Origin of the sequence: Bacteroides sp. D2, from assembly GCF_025147085.1 — a bacterium.
GTDB lineage: Bacteria > Bacteroidota > Bacteroidia > Bacteroidales > Bacteroidaceae > Bacteroides.
Map to the genome: position 1 here is coordinate 2,937,268 of NZ_CP102261.1, position 14,131 is coordinate 2,951,398.

Annotated in this window: 11 protein-coding genes and 1 tRNA gene; 6 read left to right on the forward strand and 6 right to left on the reverse strand. The window is 42.6% G+C overall.

Annotated features, from left to right (window positions below; translation table 11 throughout):
• Positions 1–1,137, forward strand: a complete 1,137-nt coding sequence (gene lpxB / locus NQ505_RS10275) for a lipid-A-disaccharide synthase (protein WP_009000355.1) — start codon at positions 1–3, stop codon at positions 1,135–1,137.
• A 93-nt stretch (positions 1,138–1,230) separates the two neighbouring features.
• On the forward strand, positions 1,231–2,013 hold the full coding sequence (locus NQ505_RS10280; RefSeq protein ID WP_009000356.1) for a NigD-like protein: 783 nt from the start codon (positions 1,231–1,233) through the stop codon (positions 2,011–2,013).
• Between the two features lie 101 nt (positions 2,014–2,114).
• On the opposite strand, the gene NQ505_RS10285 is transcribed toward NQ505_RS10280, so the two are convergent.
• Genes NQ505_RS10285 through rsfS form a run of 3 tightly spaced genes read right to left on the reverse strand, consistent with a single transcriptional unit; the run spans position 2,115 to position 5,499 of the window.
• Positions 2,115–2,963, reverse strand: a complete 849-nt coding sequence (locus NQ505_RS10285) for a phosphatidate cytidylyltransferase (protein ID WP_009000357.1) — start codon at positions 2,961–2,963, stop codon at positions 2,115–2,117.
• Between the two features lie 16 nt (positions 2,964–2,979).
• On the reverse strand, positions 2,980–5,130 hold the full coding sequence (gene ftsH, locus NQ505_RS10290) for an ATP-dependent zinc metalloprotease FtsH (protein WP_032853878.1): 2,151 nt from the start codon (positions 5,128–5,130) through the stop codon (positions 2,980–2,982).
• 9 nt (positions 5,131–5,139) lie between these two features.
• Complete coding sequence (gene rsfS, locus NQ505_RS10295) at positions 5,140–5,499, reverse strand: ribosome silencing factor (RefSeq protein ID WP_004301405.1); 360 nt, start codon at positions 5,497–5,499, stop codon at positions 5,140–5,142.
• 264 nt (positions 5,500–5,763) lie between these two features.
• Between rsfS and NQ505_RS10300 the strand changes: the two genes are divergently transcribed.
• A tRNA-Gln gene (locus tag NQ505_RS10300) sits at positions 5,764–5,834 on the forward strand.
• 245 nt (positions 5,835–6,079) lie between these two features.
• Here the strand turns inward: NQ505_RS10300 and NQ505_RS10305 are convergent.
• From NQ505_RS10305 to rsmA, 3 genes are all read right to left on the reverse strand, one after another.
• A complete protein-coding gene (locus NQ505_RS10305; RefSeq protein WP_009000359.1) occupies positions 6,080–7,933 on the reverse strand; it encodes a DUF349 domain-containing protein in 1,854 nt (617 codons plus the stop codon).
• Positions 7,934–8,018: 85 nt separating this feature from the next.
• Complete coding sequence (mgtE, locus tag NQ505_RS10310) at positions 8,019–9,359, reverse strand: magnesium transporter (RefSeq protein WP_009000360.1); 1,341 nt, start codon at positions 9,357–9,359, stop codon at positions 8,019–8,021.
• 65 nt (positions 9,360–9,424) lie between these two features.
• A complete protein-coding gene (gene rsmA, locus NQ505_RS10315) occupies positions 9,425–10,225 on the reverse strand; it encodes a 16S rRNA (adenine(1518)-N(6)/adenine(1519)-N(6))-dimethyltransferase RsmA (protein ID WP_009000361.1) in 801 nt (266 codons plus the stop codon).
• Between the two features lie 70 nt (positions 10,226–10,295).
• Between rsmA and NQ505_RS10320 the strand changes: the two genes are divergently transcribed.
• From NQ505_RS10320 to NQ505_RS10330, 3 genes are all read left to right on the forward strand, one after another.
• On the forward strand, positions 10,296–11,282 hold the full coding sequence (locus tag NQ505_RS10320; protein ID WP_004301414.1) for a lysylphosphatidylglycerol synthase transmembrane domain-containing protein: 987 nt from the start codon (positions 10,296–10,298) through the stop codon (positions 11,280–11,282).
• A 121-nt stretch (positions 11,283–11,403) separates the two neighbouring features.
• Positions 11,404–12,861, forward strand: coding sequence for an aminoacyl-histidine dipeptidase (locus NQ505_RS10325; RefSeq protein ID WP_009000363.1), 1,458 nt, complete (start codon positions 11,404–11,406; stop codon positions 12,859–12,861).
• Positions 12,862–13,744: 883 nt separating this feature from the next.
• Positions 13,745–13,915 (forward strand): hypothetical protein, encoded by a 171-nt coding sequence (locus NQ505_RS10330; protein ID WP_004301421.1) that lies wholly within the window; start codon positions 13,745–13,747, stop codon positions 13,913–13,915.
• The last annotated feature ends 216 nt before the right edge of the window (positions 13,916–14,131 follow it).

The window sequence follows — 14,131 nt, forward strand, 5'->3', positions numbered from 1 at the left end:
ATGAAGTATTATCTGATTGTCGGCGAAGCTTCCGGCGACTTGCACGCTTCTCATCTGATGGCTGCCTTAAAGGCAAAAGATCCGCAGGCTGATTTCCGGTTTTTCGGAGGTGATTTGATGGCTGCCGTCGGAGGAACGATGGTGAAACATTATAAAGAACTGGCATACATGGGTTTTATTCCCGTGTTGCTCCATCTGCGCACTATCTTTGCAAATATGAAGCGTTGTAAAGAAGACATTGTTTCCTGGCAACCGGATGTTGTTATTCTCGTGGACTATCCGGGATTCAATCTGGATATAGCCAAGTTTGTTCATGCAAAGACACAGATTCCGGTTTATTATTATATTTCTCCGAAGATATGGGCGTGGAAAGAGTATCGTATCAAGAATATAAAACGAAATGTAGACGAACTTTTCTCCATTCTTCCTTTTGAAGTAGAGTTCTTCGAAGGAAAGCATCAATACCCCATCCACTATGTTGGTAATCCTACCGTGGATGAGGTGGCGGCTTATCAGGAAGCTCATCCGAAAAATAAGGATCAGTTTATTGCGGAGAATCAACTGGAAGATAAACCGGTAATAGCTCTTCTTGCAGGTAGCCGGAAACAGGAAATCAAAGATAATCTGCCGGATATGTTGAAGGCTGCTTCTGCTTTTCCCGATTATCAGCTTGTTCTGGCGGGTGCTCCTGCCATTGCTCCCGACTATTATAAAAAATATGTAGGAGAAGCGAAAGTGAAAATCATTTTCGATCAAACCTATCGTTTGTTGCAGCACGCAGATGTGGCTTTGGTCACTTCAGGCACGGCTACTCTTGAGACGGCATTGTTTCGTGTTCCCCAAGTCGTTTGTTATTACACTCCGATAGGGAAAGTGGTTTCCTTCTTGCGGCGTCATATCTTGACCGTGAAATTTATTTCGTTAGTTAATCTGATTGCCGACCGTGAAGTGGTAAAAGAGTTGGTGGCGGATACGATGACCGTGAAGAATATGCAAAGTGAATTGAAAAATATCATTGAAAATGAAGCATATAGAAATGAAATGCTTTTGGGATATGAATATGTGGCCGAACGGTTGGGGCCTGCCGGTGCTCCCCGTCATGCAGCTCGTGAAATGCTGCGCTTGTTGAAAAAATAACTTTCTTTTTCTGAATAAACGTAAAGCCGATGCAGTAATTGCACGGCTTTTTTATTTATTAAGCAGAAGACTAAAAAAAGAAAGGAAAAAGATATGAAAAAATTTAAGTGGCTTTTAGGAATGTTGTTATTGGCATTAGTGCCAATGTTGCAATCATGTGATGATGATGGTTATTCTATCGGAGATTTCAGTTGGGACTGGGCGACCGTTCGGGCAACCGGTGGAGGAGGTTATTATTTGGAAGGTGATCGTTGGGGATTGATTGATCCGGTTGCTACTTCCATACCTTGGTTTAAACCGGTGGACGGTGAACGTGTAGTGGCCTTTTTCAATCCTTTGTATGACATGGAAGGAGGAAAAGGAGTTCAGGTAAAGATGGAAGGAGTACAGGAATTGTTGACAAAGGAAGTGGAAGATATGACCACAGAGGAAGAAGCGGTGGAATTCGGCAATGATCCTATCCTGATTTATCAGGGTGACATGTGGTTGGGAGGAAAATTCCTGAATGTTATTTTCCGTCAGGAGCTGCCTCGCTCGGAGAAACATCGTATCAGCCTTGTGCAAAATAAGATAGAAACGGGAGAACCATCAGAACCGGGAACATTGAATGTAGCTGAAGATGGTTACGTACATTTGGAACTGCGTTATAATACGTATGAGGATGTGACTGACTATTGGGGATGGGGACGAGTTTCTTATAATCTGGAAAAGTTCTTCCCAACGGAAAAAGATGCCGAATCAACAATGAAAGGTTTTAAAGTGACTATAAATTCAAGAGAACATGGAGAAGGAAGAGTGATCGTTCTTGATCTGGATCATCCGGTAGGTGTGCCGGAAGCTGCGAAGGATGTACACTCCACTTCTTCGATCCGATAACCTAACTATGATTTACTGTGTGTGAAAAAGGTCGGGATACTTCTATCGAAGTTCCCGACCTTTTTATTGTGTGCAATTCTAATCGATGAGAAAAACTCCTGTTAGAACCACGTTAATGCATATAGGTAAACGACTGCTGCCGGTATGGCCATCAAAGAACTGTCAAACCGATCGAGCATCCCTCCATGTCCCGGAAGAATATTTCCCGAATCCTTTACGTGCAATTGGCGTTTTAGCAATGACTCCGTCAGGTCGCCCCATGTACCGAATATAACCACTACCAATGCCAGTCCTGCCCATTCCATCATTGACATAAATGGGAAGTAGTGAGCAAGTATAAAAGACACTCCGATTGCTACAACTCCGCCGCCGATAGAACCTTCCCATGATTTCTTGGGAGAGATGCGTTCAAAGAGTCGGTGTTTGCCTATCAGTGAACCGATGCAATAAGCACCCGTATCATTCAGCCAAAGGAAAATAAAGATGGATAACGGTAGAATCGGATTATAGCTTATGCTACTGAATTCCGATGCCGGATCATTATGGAAAGCCAATACATTCAGCAAAGCAAAAGGCAGACCGATATAAAGTTGGCTAAGCATCGAATAAGCCCAGTTAAGTACCGGGTTCTCCTTTTTCAGATACAACTCGCTAATCATCATGTAAAGTAATAAAAGCACATACGGGATGAATATTTTCGAATCGGCTGCATCAATGCAGAATCCCATGATTGCGAGGAATAAATAAGCCCCGCCGAGCATATTAATGGTCTTGTTTATCTTGACTCCTTCTGCGCGCATATTTACCAGCTGTGCAAACTCATAAATAGTCAGTGCACTGATAGCGGTGAACAGAATGCCAAAACTGAATGCGTCATAAAGGATGCACCCTACCAAGATGGCAACGAAGAGTACACCCGTAATAGCTCGTTTTATGAAATTGTTAATCAAAATCTATTCGTTTTAATTAGTTGGACCCGTTAGCTTGTTCTTCTCCATTGGACTTACCCTCTACGGTAACTTTGCCTTCCACTGTAACCTTGTTACCTGCTGCGGCAACTTTGGTGTCGATGGGTGCTTGTTCCTCTGCAGTATTTTCAGCTTCCTCTTCTTTGATCTCTTTTTCTTCTTCTTTCAACTTTTGGGCAAGTTTCCTTTCAGCTCTTGCGGCATCCTGGCTTTCTTTAGCAGCCATGATTTCTTCCGAACGCGAAGCCCAGGGGCGTTTGCCGAAGATACGTTCAACGTCTTCCGCAAAGATTACCTCTTTGTCAATCAGTAATTGCGTCAGTTCGTTGTGACCTTCTTTGTGCTCTGACAGAATTCTCTTGGCGCGGTCATACTGCTCGTTCACCATTCTCTTGACTTCTTCGTCAATTAGTTCGGCTGTCTTTTCGCTGTATGGACGGTTGAAAGAATATTCATCGTTGTTGTAATAACATAAATTCGGCAGCTTGTCGCTCATACCTAAATAAGCAATCATACCGTATGCCTGTTTAGTCACTCTTTCCAAGTCGTTCATGGCACCAGTTGAAATGCGGCCGAGGAATAAATCTTCAGCGGCGCGTCCTCCTAAAGTAGCACACATTTCATCCAACATCTGCTCCTTAGTAGTAATCTGACGTTCTTCCGGCAGATACCAGGCAGCTCCTAATGCACGTCCGCGGGGAACGATAGTTACCTTAATCAACGGATTGGCATATTCCAATAACCAGGAGATAGAGGCGTGTCCTGCTTCATGCAAAGCGATGGAACGTCTTTCAGCTTCCGTAGTAATCTTGGTTTTCTTTTCCAGACCACCGATGATGCGGTCTACCGCATCCAGAAAGTCTTGCTTGCCTACAAATTTCTTTCCGTGGCGGGCAGCGATCAGTGCAGCTTCATTGCAGACATTGGCGATATCCGCACCCGAGAATCCCGGAGTTTGGCGAGCCAGCAAGTCTACATCAACACTATCGTCTATTTTGATCGGGCGCAAATGCACACCAAATACTTCTTTACGTTCATTCAAGTCGGGCAGATCCACATGTATCTGACGGTCAAAACGTCCTGCACGGAGCAATGCTTTATCAAGTACGTCTACACGGTTAGTAGCAGCAAGGATAATTACACCGCTGTTGGAACCGAAACCGTCCATCTCTGTCAATAACTGGTTCAAGGTGTTTTCGCGTTCGTCATTTCCTCCCATTGCAGGATTTTTGCCACGAGCACGTCCTACGGCATCAATCTCATCAATAAAGACGATACAAGGAGCTTTCTCTTTGGCCTGTTTAAACAAGTCGCGAACACGGGATGCACCTACACCCACAAACATTTCCACGAAATCAGAACCTGCCAGTGAGAAGAAAGGAACATTAGCTTCACCCGCCACAGCTTTGGCAAGCAAAGTTTTACCGGTTCCCGGAGGGCCTACCAGCAATGCTCCTTTGGGTATTTTACCTCCCAAATCCGTATATTTCTGCGGTTCCTTCAAGAACTCTACAATTTCCTCTACCTCTTGTTTCGCTTCTGCCAAACCCGCTACATCCTTAAATGTAATCTTGATGGCTCCACCTTTTTCAAAAAGCTGAGCTTTTGATTTTCCTACGTTAAATACACCGCCGGGGCCACCACTGCCACCTCCGCTCATACGGCGCATGAAGAAGATCCATAACGCTACAAGCAAGACAAGCGGGAGTATCTGAATCAGGATTGCGGGAAAAATATCCGATTTGGGCGGATAGTCGGAAGAACCGTCAAAATGACCGGCTTCCTTTTCTGCCTGCAAAAACTCTTCCAATTTATCGGTAGATGGCGTTCTACTTGTAATGATAGGGTTACGTCCCACTTTGGTAGAGTCCGCTCCAAAAACAGCCCCTACAGCAGTCGGTTTAAGAAAAGCTTCTATTGACTTATCTTCATAACCCAATACTTTGCTTACATAGCCCTTTTTTACGTAGTCCTGAAACTCACTGTAAGTTACAGCTTTGCTTCCAGCTCCCTTTGAATCACTGCCCCACCAGAGGCCGAGAAGCATAAGGGCAATAATCATATACATCCAGTTCAGGTTGAACTTAGGCATATTAACCTTATTGTTAGGTTTATTGCTATTGTTATTATTGCTATTATTATTGTCCATAATCATTAATTAGTCTAGATCGGGGATTTGAGTAAGTTTGGCATCTGCCCAAAGGTGTTCAAGATTATAAAAATCTCTTGTCTCCGGTAAAAAGACGTGTACCAGTACATCGGCATAGTCCATTGCCACCCATTCAGCATTCCGGAGTCCATCGATTGCATAAGGTTTGCTATCCGCACCTTTGCGTGTAAATTCCTTGATTGAATCTACAATGGCACTCACTTGACTGGGAGAATTTCCCTGACAGATAACGAAATATTTACAGATGGTATCTTCTATGCTGGTTAAATCGGCAACGATTATCTTTTTACCTTTTTTCTCTTGAATTCCTTCTTTTATTTTTTCAATTAATACTTTAGTATCGTTCATTCCTGTAATTGAGATTAATAATTCATGTTCTCTATTTGTTTATAACAAAAAAAGGCAACCCTTTGTTTCTGATTATAAACGTGATATTTTTGACAAATATACGCTGATTTATTGGATACAAGAAAGTTATCCCTCAATTTTTGTGTTTTTTAGTGGAGATACTTTTGTTTAGAAAGCTTATTTGGACATTTTTGCAAAAAAAATATCAGAATTGTTTTGAATTCCCAAAATATTTGTATCTTTGCACCCGCAATCGCAAATCATTGGGCTATGGTGTAATGGTAACACATCAGATTCTGGTCCTGACGTTCCTGGTTCGAGCCCAGGTAGCCCAACAGAATCAACGTCAATTTAGATAGAACCCTGCTAAGAATTAATTCTTGCAGGGTTTTATTGTTTTCGGACATTCATAGTCAGAAGAAACATGAATCTACTGTGAAAAGAAGCCATGAAGTTGATGCCTAAGAAATAAATCCTTAAACAGGCTGTGTAATCTTGTTTAGTAGAAAAGAAAAACAGGTTTTATTGCTCAAGCGAGCATAAAACCTGTTTCTTTTATTTCTCTAAATCGGGCAGAGGATTATTCTTCTGCTTTGATTGATTCGTCGATTACTTTAATTTTTTGTAATACCAGTTCCAAGTCTGCTTTCAATTTGTCTACCTTGCGGTTCAGTTCAGTCAACAGACTGCTGCCTTTCTTGGAAGTAGAAGTCAGGAAGCCCAGATTGTTCTCATAAGTCTGAAGTTCATTCTTCATATTCTCATAAGTACGTACCAGTTTCTCGCGTTCTCTATATAAGGATTGAGTACCACCTCCCTGAATATTACTAATGTTCGAACGGAAGTTGCTTAACTTCTTGTTGGAAGCATTGATGTTGAAACGGTCGAACAACTGATCGATCAATCCGTGATATTGCTTGTATAGCTTATCTTTTTCTTTGAACGGCACATGACCGATAGAATTCCATTCCTTCATCAAATCCCGAACCAGATTGCTTGCTTCTTCGGTATCCATGTTCTCATCGATAGCGGATAACTTTTCAATCAATGCTTTCTTCTTTTCCATATTCTCTGTTTCGACAGAGCGTTGTGAAGAAGTGGCCTTGTTCTTTTGCTCAAAGAAGTAGTCGCAAGCAGTGATGAAACGTTTCCAGATAGCATCCGAATGCTTCTTGGCTACCGGTCCGATGGTCTTCCATTCTTTTTGAAGTTTGGTCAGCGCATCCGCAGTTACTTTCCAGTCCGTGCTGTCTTTCAAAGCTTCCGCTTTTTCGCAGAGTGCTTTCTTCTTTTCCAGATTCTCGTTCATACCTTCTTTCAAGCTCTTGAAGAATTCTCCTTTCTTCTTGAAGAAATCATCGCAGGCATGACGGAAACGTTCGAAGATCTTCACATTCATCTTTTGAGGTGCAAAACCGATGGTTTTCCATTTGTTTTGCAGGGCAATCACTTCCTGGGTCTTATTTTCCCAGGCAGAGAATGTTTTCAATTCATCATACTCAATCGCTTCAACGATTTCGCAGATTACCGTCTTTTGATCCAAATTATGCTGCTCGGCCTCTTTCAGCGACTCGAAGTGCTGCTGATGACGGCGGTTGACAGCGGTAGAAGCGGCTTTGAACCGATTCCAGATCTCATCACGCAGTTCTTTAGCTACCGGACCTGTATCGCGGAATTCCTGATGCAACTTCTGTAGTTGGTGGAAAGCGGAAACTACATCCTCCTCGTCAGCCAGCTTTTCAGCAGCTTCGCAGAGGCGCGTCTTGATTTCCAGGTTCTTTTTGAAGTCGTATTCACGGAATTCATTGTTCAGTTTCAATAAATCGTAGAACTTCTCTACATATAATTGATAGTTTTTCCAAAGTTCATTCACTTTGCCTTGCGGTACCAATTTCGTGTCATTCCATTGCTGTTGCAGCTTCTTGAATTCTGTATAAGATTTGTTGGCATCATCTCCGGATTCCACCAATTCTTTCAGTTCTTCGATAATGGAAAGTTTCACTTGCAGGTTTTCTTCCTTCTGGCGTTCCAGCTCGGCAACCTGCTTGCCACGTTTTTCCTTGATAACCCCCATCAAACGTTTGAATTCTTCCTCTGTCGGGTCCTCTTGGGCAACAAAATCTTCAATGTTTCCACCGTTGTCTGTAAACTGTACCTTAGCAGCTTCCAACTCGGCATTATGTAACTTGTAGAATGATTGTTTCAGATTGTCAATTTCCTGCTTGTTCGCATTTTCAGCATCTTGCGCAAGCTCTTTCAGCTGGTTTAGTACATCTTCCTTAGTGGCAGGTTTAGGGGCTGCTTCAGGTTGAACTTCGGCAGTAACTTCTTCAGTCGGAGTCTCTGTAATAGCTTCAGAAACCTCGACTGTTTTCTTTTCTTCTTCTAATTCCCCTTGGTTCAAGGGTTGATTAGTGTCATGAGCGTCCATCATTGTATATTAGTTTTGGGTCACAAATTAATGAAATAAAACGATTACTTCATACTATTTTGCTTATTTTTTTTTGTTTATCGCGTTTTTATGACAATAAAACGGTAATTCCCATGTACAACATCATTCCGATGATGTCATTTGTAATAGCTATAAACGGACCTGTTGCAATAGCGGGATCAATCTTTAGCTTTTCCAGTGTCATCGGTACCAGTGTTCCGAAAATGGAGGCGAACATAACTACGGCAAACAGGCTGATGGATACGGAATAAGTCACCGTAGCCGTTGCACCGAACCGGATAAAGTTGTAGGTGTATACCAGTAAGGAGATAATCGTGGCATTGATTAATGCTACTACTGCTTCCTTAGTGACTTGCTTGAATGTATTTTTGGCGTCCAGCGAACTATTAGCCAAGCCTTGTACAATGATTGCCGAAGATTGTGTTCCGACATTTCCTCCTGTACCACCGATCAGCGGGATATAGAGTGCCATTTCGGGATGAGCGGCAAAAGTTGCATCGAAATTTCCCAATATCATAGAGTTGCCGATTCCGCCAATCATACCGATTAATAACCAGGGGAGGCGGGCAGTGGTCTGTTTCAATACATTATCGTCCGTTTCTACGTCCTGCGAAAGACCGGATGCCAACTGATAGTCACGTTCCGATTGTTCACGAACTTCATCCATGACGTCGTCGACGGTGATTTGTCCCACAAGCCGACCGATACTGTCGATAACGGGGATGGCCACCAAGTCATACTTTTCAATCGCCTGTACCACCTCGTCGATAGGAGTATCTACATGCACGGAAATCGGATCTTTCTGCATCACGTGTTTCACTTTGGATACAGAAGGAGACGTAATCATCTTTTTGAGCGGGAAGATACCTCGCAGACGTTCGTCGTCGTCAATGACATATACATAATAGATTTCGTCCAGCTCTTCCGCCTGTTGACGCATCTCTTTCAGACATTCGGGCATACTCCAGTTCTCGTTGACGAGTACCATTTCCGTACCCATCAAACCGCCGGCGGTATTTTCGTCGTATTTCAACAAGTCGACAATGTCACCTGCCTGTTCAATGTCCTCGATGTGCGAAAGAACCTCTTCCTGCTTATCTTCATCGAGTTCACGCATCAGGTCTACGGCATCGTCCGTATCCATGTAGTCAACGAAGCGTTTGGCGATGGTCTCCGAAGGAAGCATTTCGAGCAGCTCCTTACGAGCATCCTCGTCCATTTCGACAAGCACGTCGGCGGCAATTTCGTTATCGAGCAGGCGATAGACGAATTTGGCCTCTTCCGGATTCAGGTCATTGCACAATTCGGCGATGTCGGCCGGATGGAGGTCGATGAGAAGCCCTTTTACCGTATCGGCGTCTTTTTGCTCAATAAGGTGTTTAACGTTGTCAATGTATTCCTCGTTCATCGTTGTCAATTACAAATTACGAATTACAAAATCCAGTTCTCTGCTCACTGCTGCCCGTCAGTCGGTTATTGGTTGTTGCCTGCTGTCTTTAATGCTTCTTCCACCTTATTGGTCAGGTCGATAAATTCTGCTACCGATAGTTGTTCCGGGCGTTTATTAAATAAAATGTCCTCCGTGAGTGGACAATCTTTGCCTAAAATAGGTTTGATAGAATTGCGCAATGTTTTGCGTCGTTGGTTGAAAGTCGTTTTCACTACCTGTTTGAACAGTTTCTCGTCACATCCCAACTCTTTAGTCTCGTTGCGCGTCATGCGGATAACAGCGCTTTTCACTTTGGGAGGCGGGTTGAACACGTGCTCGCTCACAGTGAATAAGTATTCCACTTTGTACCAGGCCTGAATCAATACGCTAAGGATACCGTAAGTCTTGCTGCCCGGTCCGGCTGCAATACGTTCGGCTACCTCTTTTTGAATCATTCCCGTACAGCAGGGGACGATATCTTTGTTATCCAGCATCTTGAAAAAGATCTGGCTAGAAATGTTATACGGATAATTACCGGTCAGTACGAAAGGTTTGCCGTCGAATAGCCGGTGAAGGTTCATCTTCAGAAAGTCATCTTCGATGATGTGGTCCTCCAACGACGGATAAGCTTCGCGAAGATAGGCAACCGACTCATAGTCAACTTCTACGACCTTTATCAACCGGTCTTTTTTCACCAGAAACTGGGTCAATACTCCCATGCCCGGTCCCACCTCCAAAATAGGCAGTTCGGGGAAAGTGTCGACAGTATCGGCAATATCTTGCGCAACTTTCAGATCTTTCAGAAAGTGCTGTCCGAGAAACTTTTTAGGCTTTACTAATTTCATTTACCAACTAAATAATTACTTTTGCAGCCGACAAAGGTAATTCTTTTAAATGAAGAATGAAGAATTAAGGATGAAGAAACTATTAAAAAAGACGCTGAAACTGATATTACCGGTTGTTTTAGGCGGCTTTATCTTATTCTGGGTGTATCGCGACTTTGATTTTACAAAAGCGGGCGATGTGTTATTACACGGTACAAATTGGTGGTGGATGCTCTTCTCATTAGTGTTCGGGGTGTTCGCGCAAGTCTTTCGTGGATGGCGGTGGAGGCAGACACTGGAACCGTTGGACGCTTTCCCGAAAAAGAGCGATTGCGTGAATGCTATCTTCATTTCTTATGCCGCCAGTCTGGTAGTTCCCCGGATCGGGGAAGTGAGCCGCTGCGGGGTCTTGGCGAAATATGATAACGTCTCGTTTGCCAAGTCGTTGGGAACAGTCGTTACGGAGCGATTGGTCGATACATTGACGATTCTTCTCATCACAGGCATCACAGTCTTGCTTCAATTACCGATATTCGTCACCTTTCTTCAACAGACCGGAACAAAAATCCCTTCTCTTGTTCATCTCCTGACTTCGGTATGGTTTTATATCATCCTGTTTTGTTTTATCGGTGTGGCGATCCTTCTTTATTATTTAAGAAAAACGCTGTTCTTCTATGAACGGGTGAAAGGCTTTGTACTTAATATATGGGAGGGGATCATGTCTTTAAAGGGAGTACGCAACATTCCTCTCTTTATTTTTTATACACTGGCCATTTGGGCGTGTTATTTTCTCCATTTCTATTTCACATTCTATTGCTTCGCCTTTACGGCACATTTAGGAATTCTGGCAGCATTGGTCATGTTTGTAGGCGGTACGTTTGCCGTGATTGTGCCTACTCCCAACGGGGCGGGACCGTGGCATTTCGCTATCATTTCTATGATGATGCTTTATGGGGTAAATGTGACGGATGCCGGAATCTTTGCCCTGATTGTGCATGGTATTCAAACCTTTCTGGTTGTTCTGTTGGGTATCTATGGCTTTGCTGCCCTGTCGTTCACTAACAGACATCGAGGGTGAAATTTTAGCTAAAAGTGTGTATTCTTAAATGTTTTTGCTGACGTCCTTTGCCATCTGAAAACTTTTCCATAACTTGGCACTGTTTAATTATTAGATTTAAAATCGTTTTAAAATATTTATTATGAGTACCATTCTTTCTTTAGCTCCACAAAATGTGTGGAAGCATTTTTATTCGTTGACACAGATTCCTCGTCCGTCAGGACACATGGAAAAAATAACAGAATTTCTTCTAGGTTTCGGAAAAGGTTTGGGGCTGGAGTCTTTTGTAGACGAAGCAGGTAATGTAATTATCCGTAAACCGGCGACTCCGGGTATGGAAAACCGGAAAGGTGTAATTCTTCAGGCGCACATGGATATGGTTCCGCAGAAGAACAACGATACTGTACACGATTTTGAAAAAGATCCGATTGAAACTTATATAGATGGTGACTGGGTAAAGGCAAAAGGTACTACTTTGGGTGCGGACAACGGACTGGGAGTAGCTGCCATCATGGCCGTGCTGGAAGCAAAAGACCTGAAACACGGCCCTCTGGAAGCTCTTATCACTAAAGACGAAGAAACTGGCATGTACGGTGCATTTGGCTTGAAGCCGGGCACCCTGAACGGTGAAATCCTTTTGAATCTGGATTCCGAAGATGAAGGTGAATTGTATATCGGTTGTGCCGGAGGTATGGACGTAACTGCTACCCTGGAATATAAAGAAGTAGCTCCCGAAGCAGGAGATATCGCAGTGAAAGTTACTTTGAAAGGATTACGCGGCGGACATTCGGGATTGGAAATCAATGAAGGACGTGCCAATGCCAATAAGTTGTTGGTTCGTTTCGTTCGTGAAGCGGTTGCCAGCTATGAAGCCCGTTTGGCTAGCTGGGAAGGTGGTAATATGCGTAATGCTATCCCACGTGAAGCACATGCGGTTATTACCATTCCGGCTGAAAATGAAGAAGAACTGCTGGGCTTGGTGAAATACTGCGAAAACCTGTTTAACGAAGAATATTCGGCTATTGAAACTCCGATCAGCTTTACGGCTGAACGTGTAGAACTTCCTGCCGGTGAAGTACCTGAAGAAATTCAAGACAATCTGATTGATGCAATATTTGCTTGTCAGAACGGTGTGACACGTATGATCCCTACTGTTCCGGATACGGTAGAAACTTCTTCCAACCTTGCTATTATAACGATTGGTGAAGGAAAGGCAGCCATTAAGATTCTGGCTCGCAGTTCAAGCGATAGCATGAAAGAATATCTGACTACCAGCCTGGAGTCTTGTTTCTCTATGGCAGGGATGAAGGTAGAGATGACAGGCGGATATTCCGGTTGGCAACCTGATGTAAATTCTCCGATTTTACATGCGATGAAGGCATCCTATAAACAACAGTTTGGCGTAGAACCTGCAGTGAAAGTGATTCACGCTGGCTTGGAATGTGGTATTATCGGTGCTATTATTCCGGGATTGGACATGATTTCTTTTGGTCCGACTTTGCGTTCACCGCATTCACCGGACGAAAGAGCGTTGATTCCTACTGTACAGAAGTTCTATGACTTCCTGGTGGCAACTTTGGAGCAAACTCCAATGAAATAACGTATTTCTCTTTATATAAATATTCTCCTATTATATAATAGGTAACCATAGTGAAGGCACGGATGATATCTCATCTGTGCCTTTTTGTCATTTTTATTGCAGCGTATATTACAATTCCGCTTTATAACAAATAAATTAATTGATGCAAATCAAGAAATATGCTATAAAACATAAAATTCTCTCTTTTTTAGATCAATGTATAAACAAAGGCTGTATTTTTGTGTTGTAAAACATGTAATTAGGAGGATAACAAAATGAAAAGTTTAAAAAGATTGTTTAGAAAGATCGGCGAAGCCGATGTACATGTTTGGGGATATTCAACAATTAATACCAAACCAAACAAGTAAGTTTTATTTTTTAGTTTTCAGGAATTAGTAATTTTAAAGGTTTAAAGATTATGGCAAAGAAAATGGGTTCTTTAGTTAGAAAAATCCTTAGTGAAGTAGGTCGTAATGAAATGCTTTCATGGGGGTACAGAATTGAGAAATGAGAACAAGTACATTAACTAAGTTTAGAGTGGGGATACGTTATTAAATACGATATCCCCATTTTTTATATCTAAAATTTTATATAGAGTTGTTTTAGCTAACAACTGTGGCGGGGGATCTGTTTCAGTGTCAGTTCCTCCTTTAATTTCTGTGTTTGGGTACACTGTCTTTTGCCACTTGGGCTGGAATGTATCACATGCGAGTTTGGTTGGTTTTACTATCACACCCTCACCAAATCACTTGAAAGCCTTTGTTCATTGGTGTTACAAAGGGTGAGGGTAACTGTGATTGTAGGGTGAGGGTAATTTTTACTCTCACCCTACAATTATAGCTGTAATAAGTGCTTAATGGTTGATTCCTAGTAAGCTATATGCTGATTTGTCTGGTACTAATACATGAAAGATGATGTATTTGTGTCTGATAACTGGCGTAATATTATCTGGAATAACAGGCTGAACGAGATAATAGATACGGATGAATTAATTGTATTCCGTAAAGTTTCGATTGGCTTCTCCATAGGGGAAAATCAGTTTCAAGCTTGTGAACAGTTTGTTTCATACGCTTGAAACACTTAGTTTCTCGTAATTAAACACTTAGTTTTCCGGTGTGAAACTGGTCGTTTCATTACTTGAAACTGTTGGTTTCAAGGCATAAAACAGCTTGTTCACCGGCATGAACAAGCCATTTTATGTAGAGGTGCTGCAAATTTTTGAGTGTCTTCTATGAATATGCCCGGATTCTTATAAACGAGACAGTGTGTAAGATACCTCTATCTTGCATGC

What these genes read in the sequence shown, in the direction of transcription:
- lpxB (WP_009000355.1), top strand. Translation starts at nt 1, where the DNA reads ATGAAGTATTATCTGATTGTCGGCGAAGCTTCCGGCGACTTGCACGCT.
- NQ505_RS10280 (WP_009000356.1), top strand. Translation starts at nt 1,231, where the DNA reads ATGAAAAAATTTAAGTGGCTTTTAGGAATGTTGTTATTGGCATTAGTG.
- ftsH (WP_032853878.1), bottom strand. Translation starts at nt 5,130, where the DNA reads ATGGACAATAATAATAGCAATAATAACAATAGCAATAAACCTAACAAT.
- rsfS (WP_004301405.1), bottom strand. Translation starts at nt 5,499, where the DNA reads ATGAACGATACTAAAGTATTAATTGAAAAAATAAAAGAAGGAATTCAA.
- NQ505_RS10305 (WP_009000359.1), bottom strand. Translation starts at nt 7,933, where the DNA reads ATGATGGACGCTCATGACACTAATCAACCCTTGAACCAAGGGGAATTA.
- mgtE (WP_009000360.1), bottom strand. Translation starts at nt 9,359, where the DNA reads ATGAACGAGGAATACATTGACAACGTTAAACACCTTATTGAGCAAAAA.
- rsmA (WP_009000361.1), bottom strand. Translation starts at nt 10,225, where the DNA reads ATGAAATTAGTAAAGCCTAAAAAGTTTCTCGGACAGCACTTTCTGAAA.
- NQ505_RS10320 (WP_004301414.1), top strand. Translation starts at nt 10,296, where the DNA reads ATGAAGAAACTATTAAAAAAGACGCTGAAACTGATATTACCGGTTGTT.
- NQ505_RS10325 (WP_009000363.1), top strand. Translation starts at nt 11,404, where the DNA reads ATGAGTACCATTCTTTCTTTAGCTCCACAAAATGTGTGGAAGCATTTT.
- NQ505_RS10330 (WP_004301421.1), top strand. Translation starts at nt 13,745, where the DNA reads ATGAAAGATGATGTATTTGTGTCTGATAACTGGCGTAATATTATCTGG.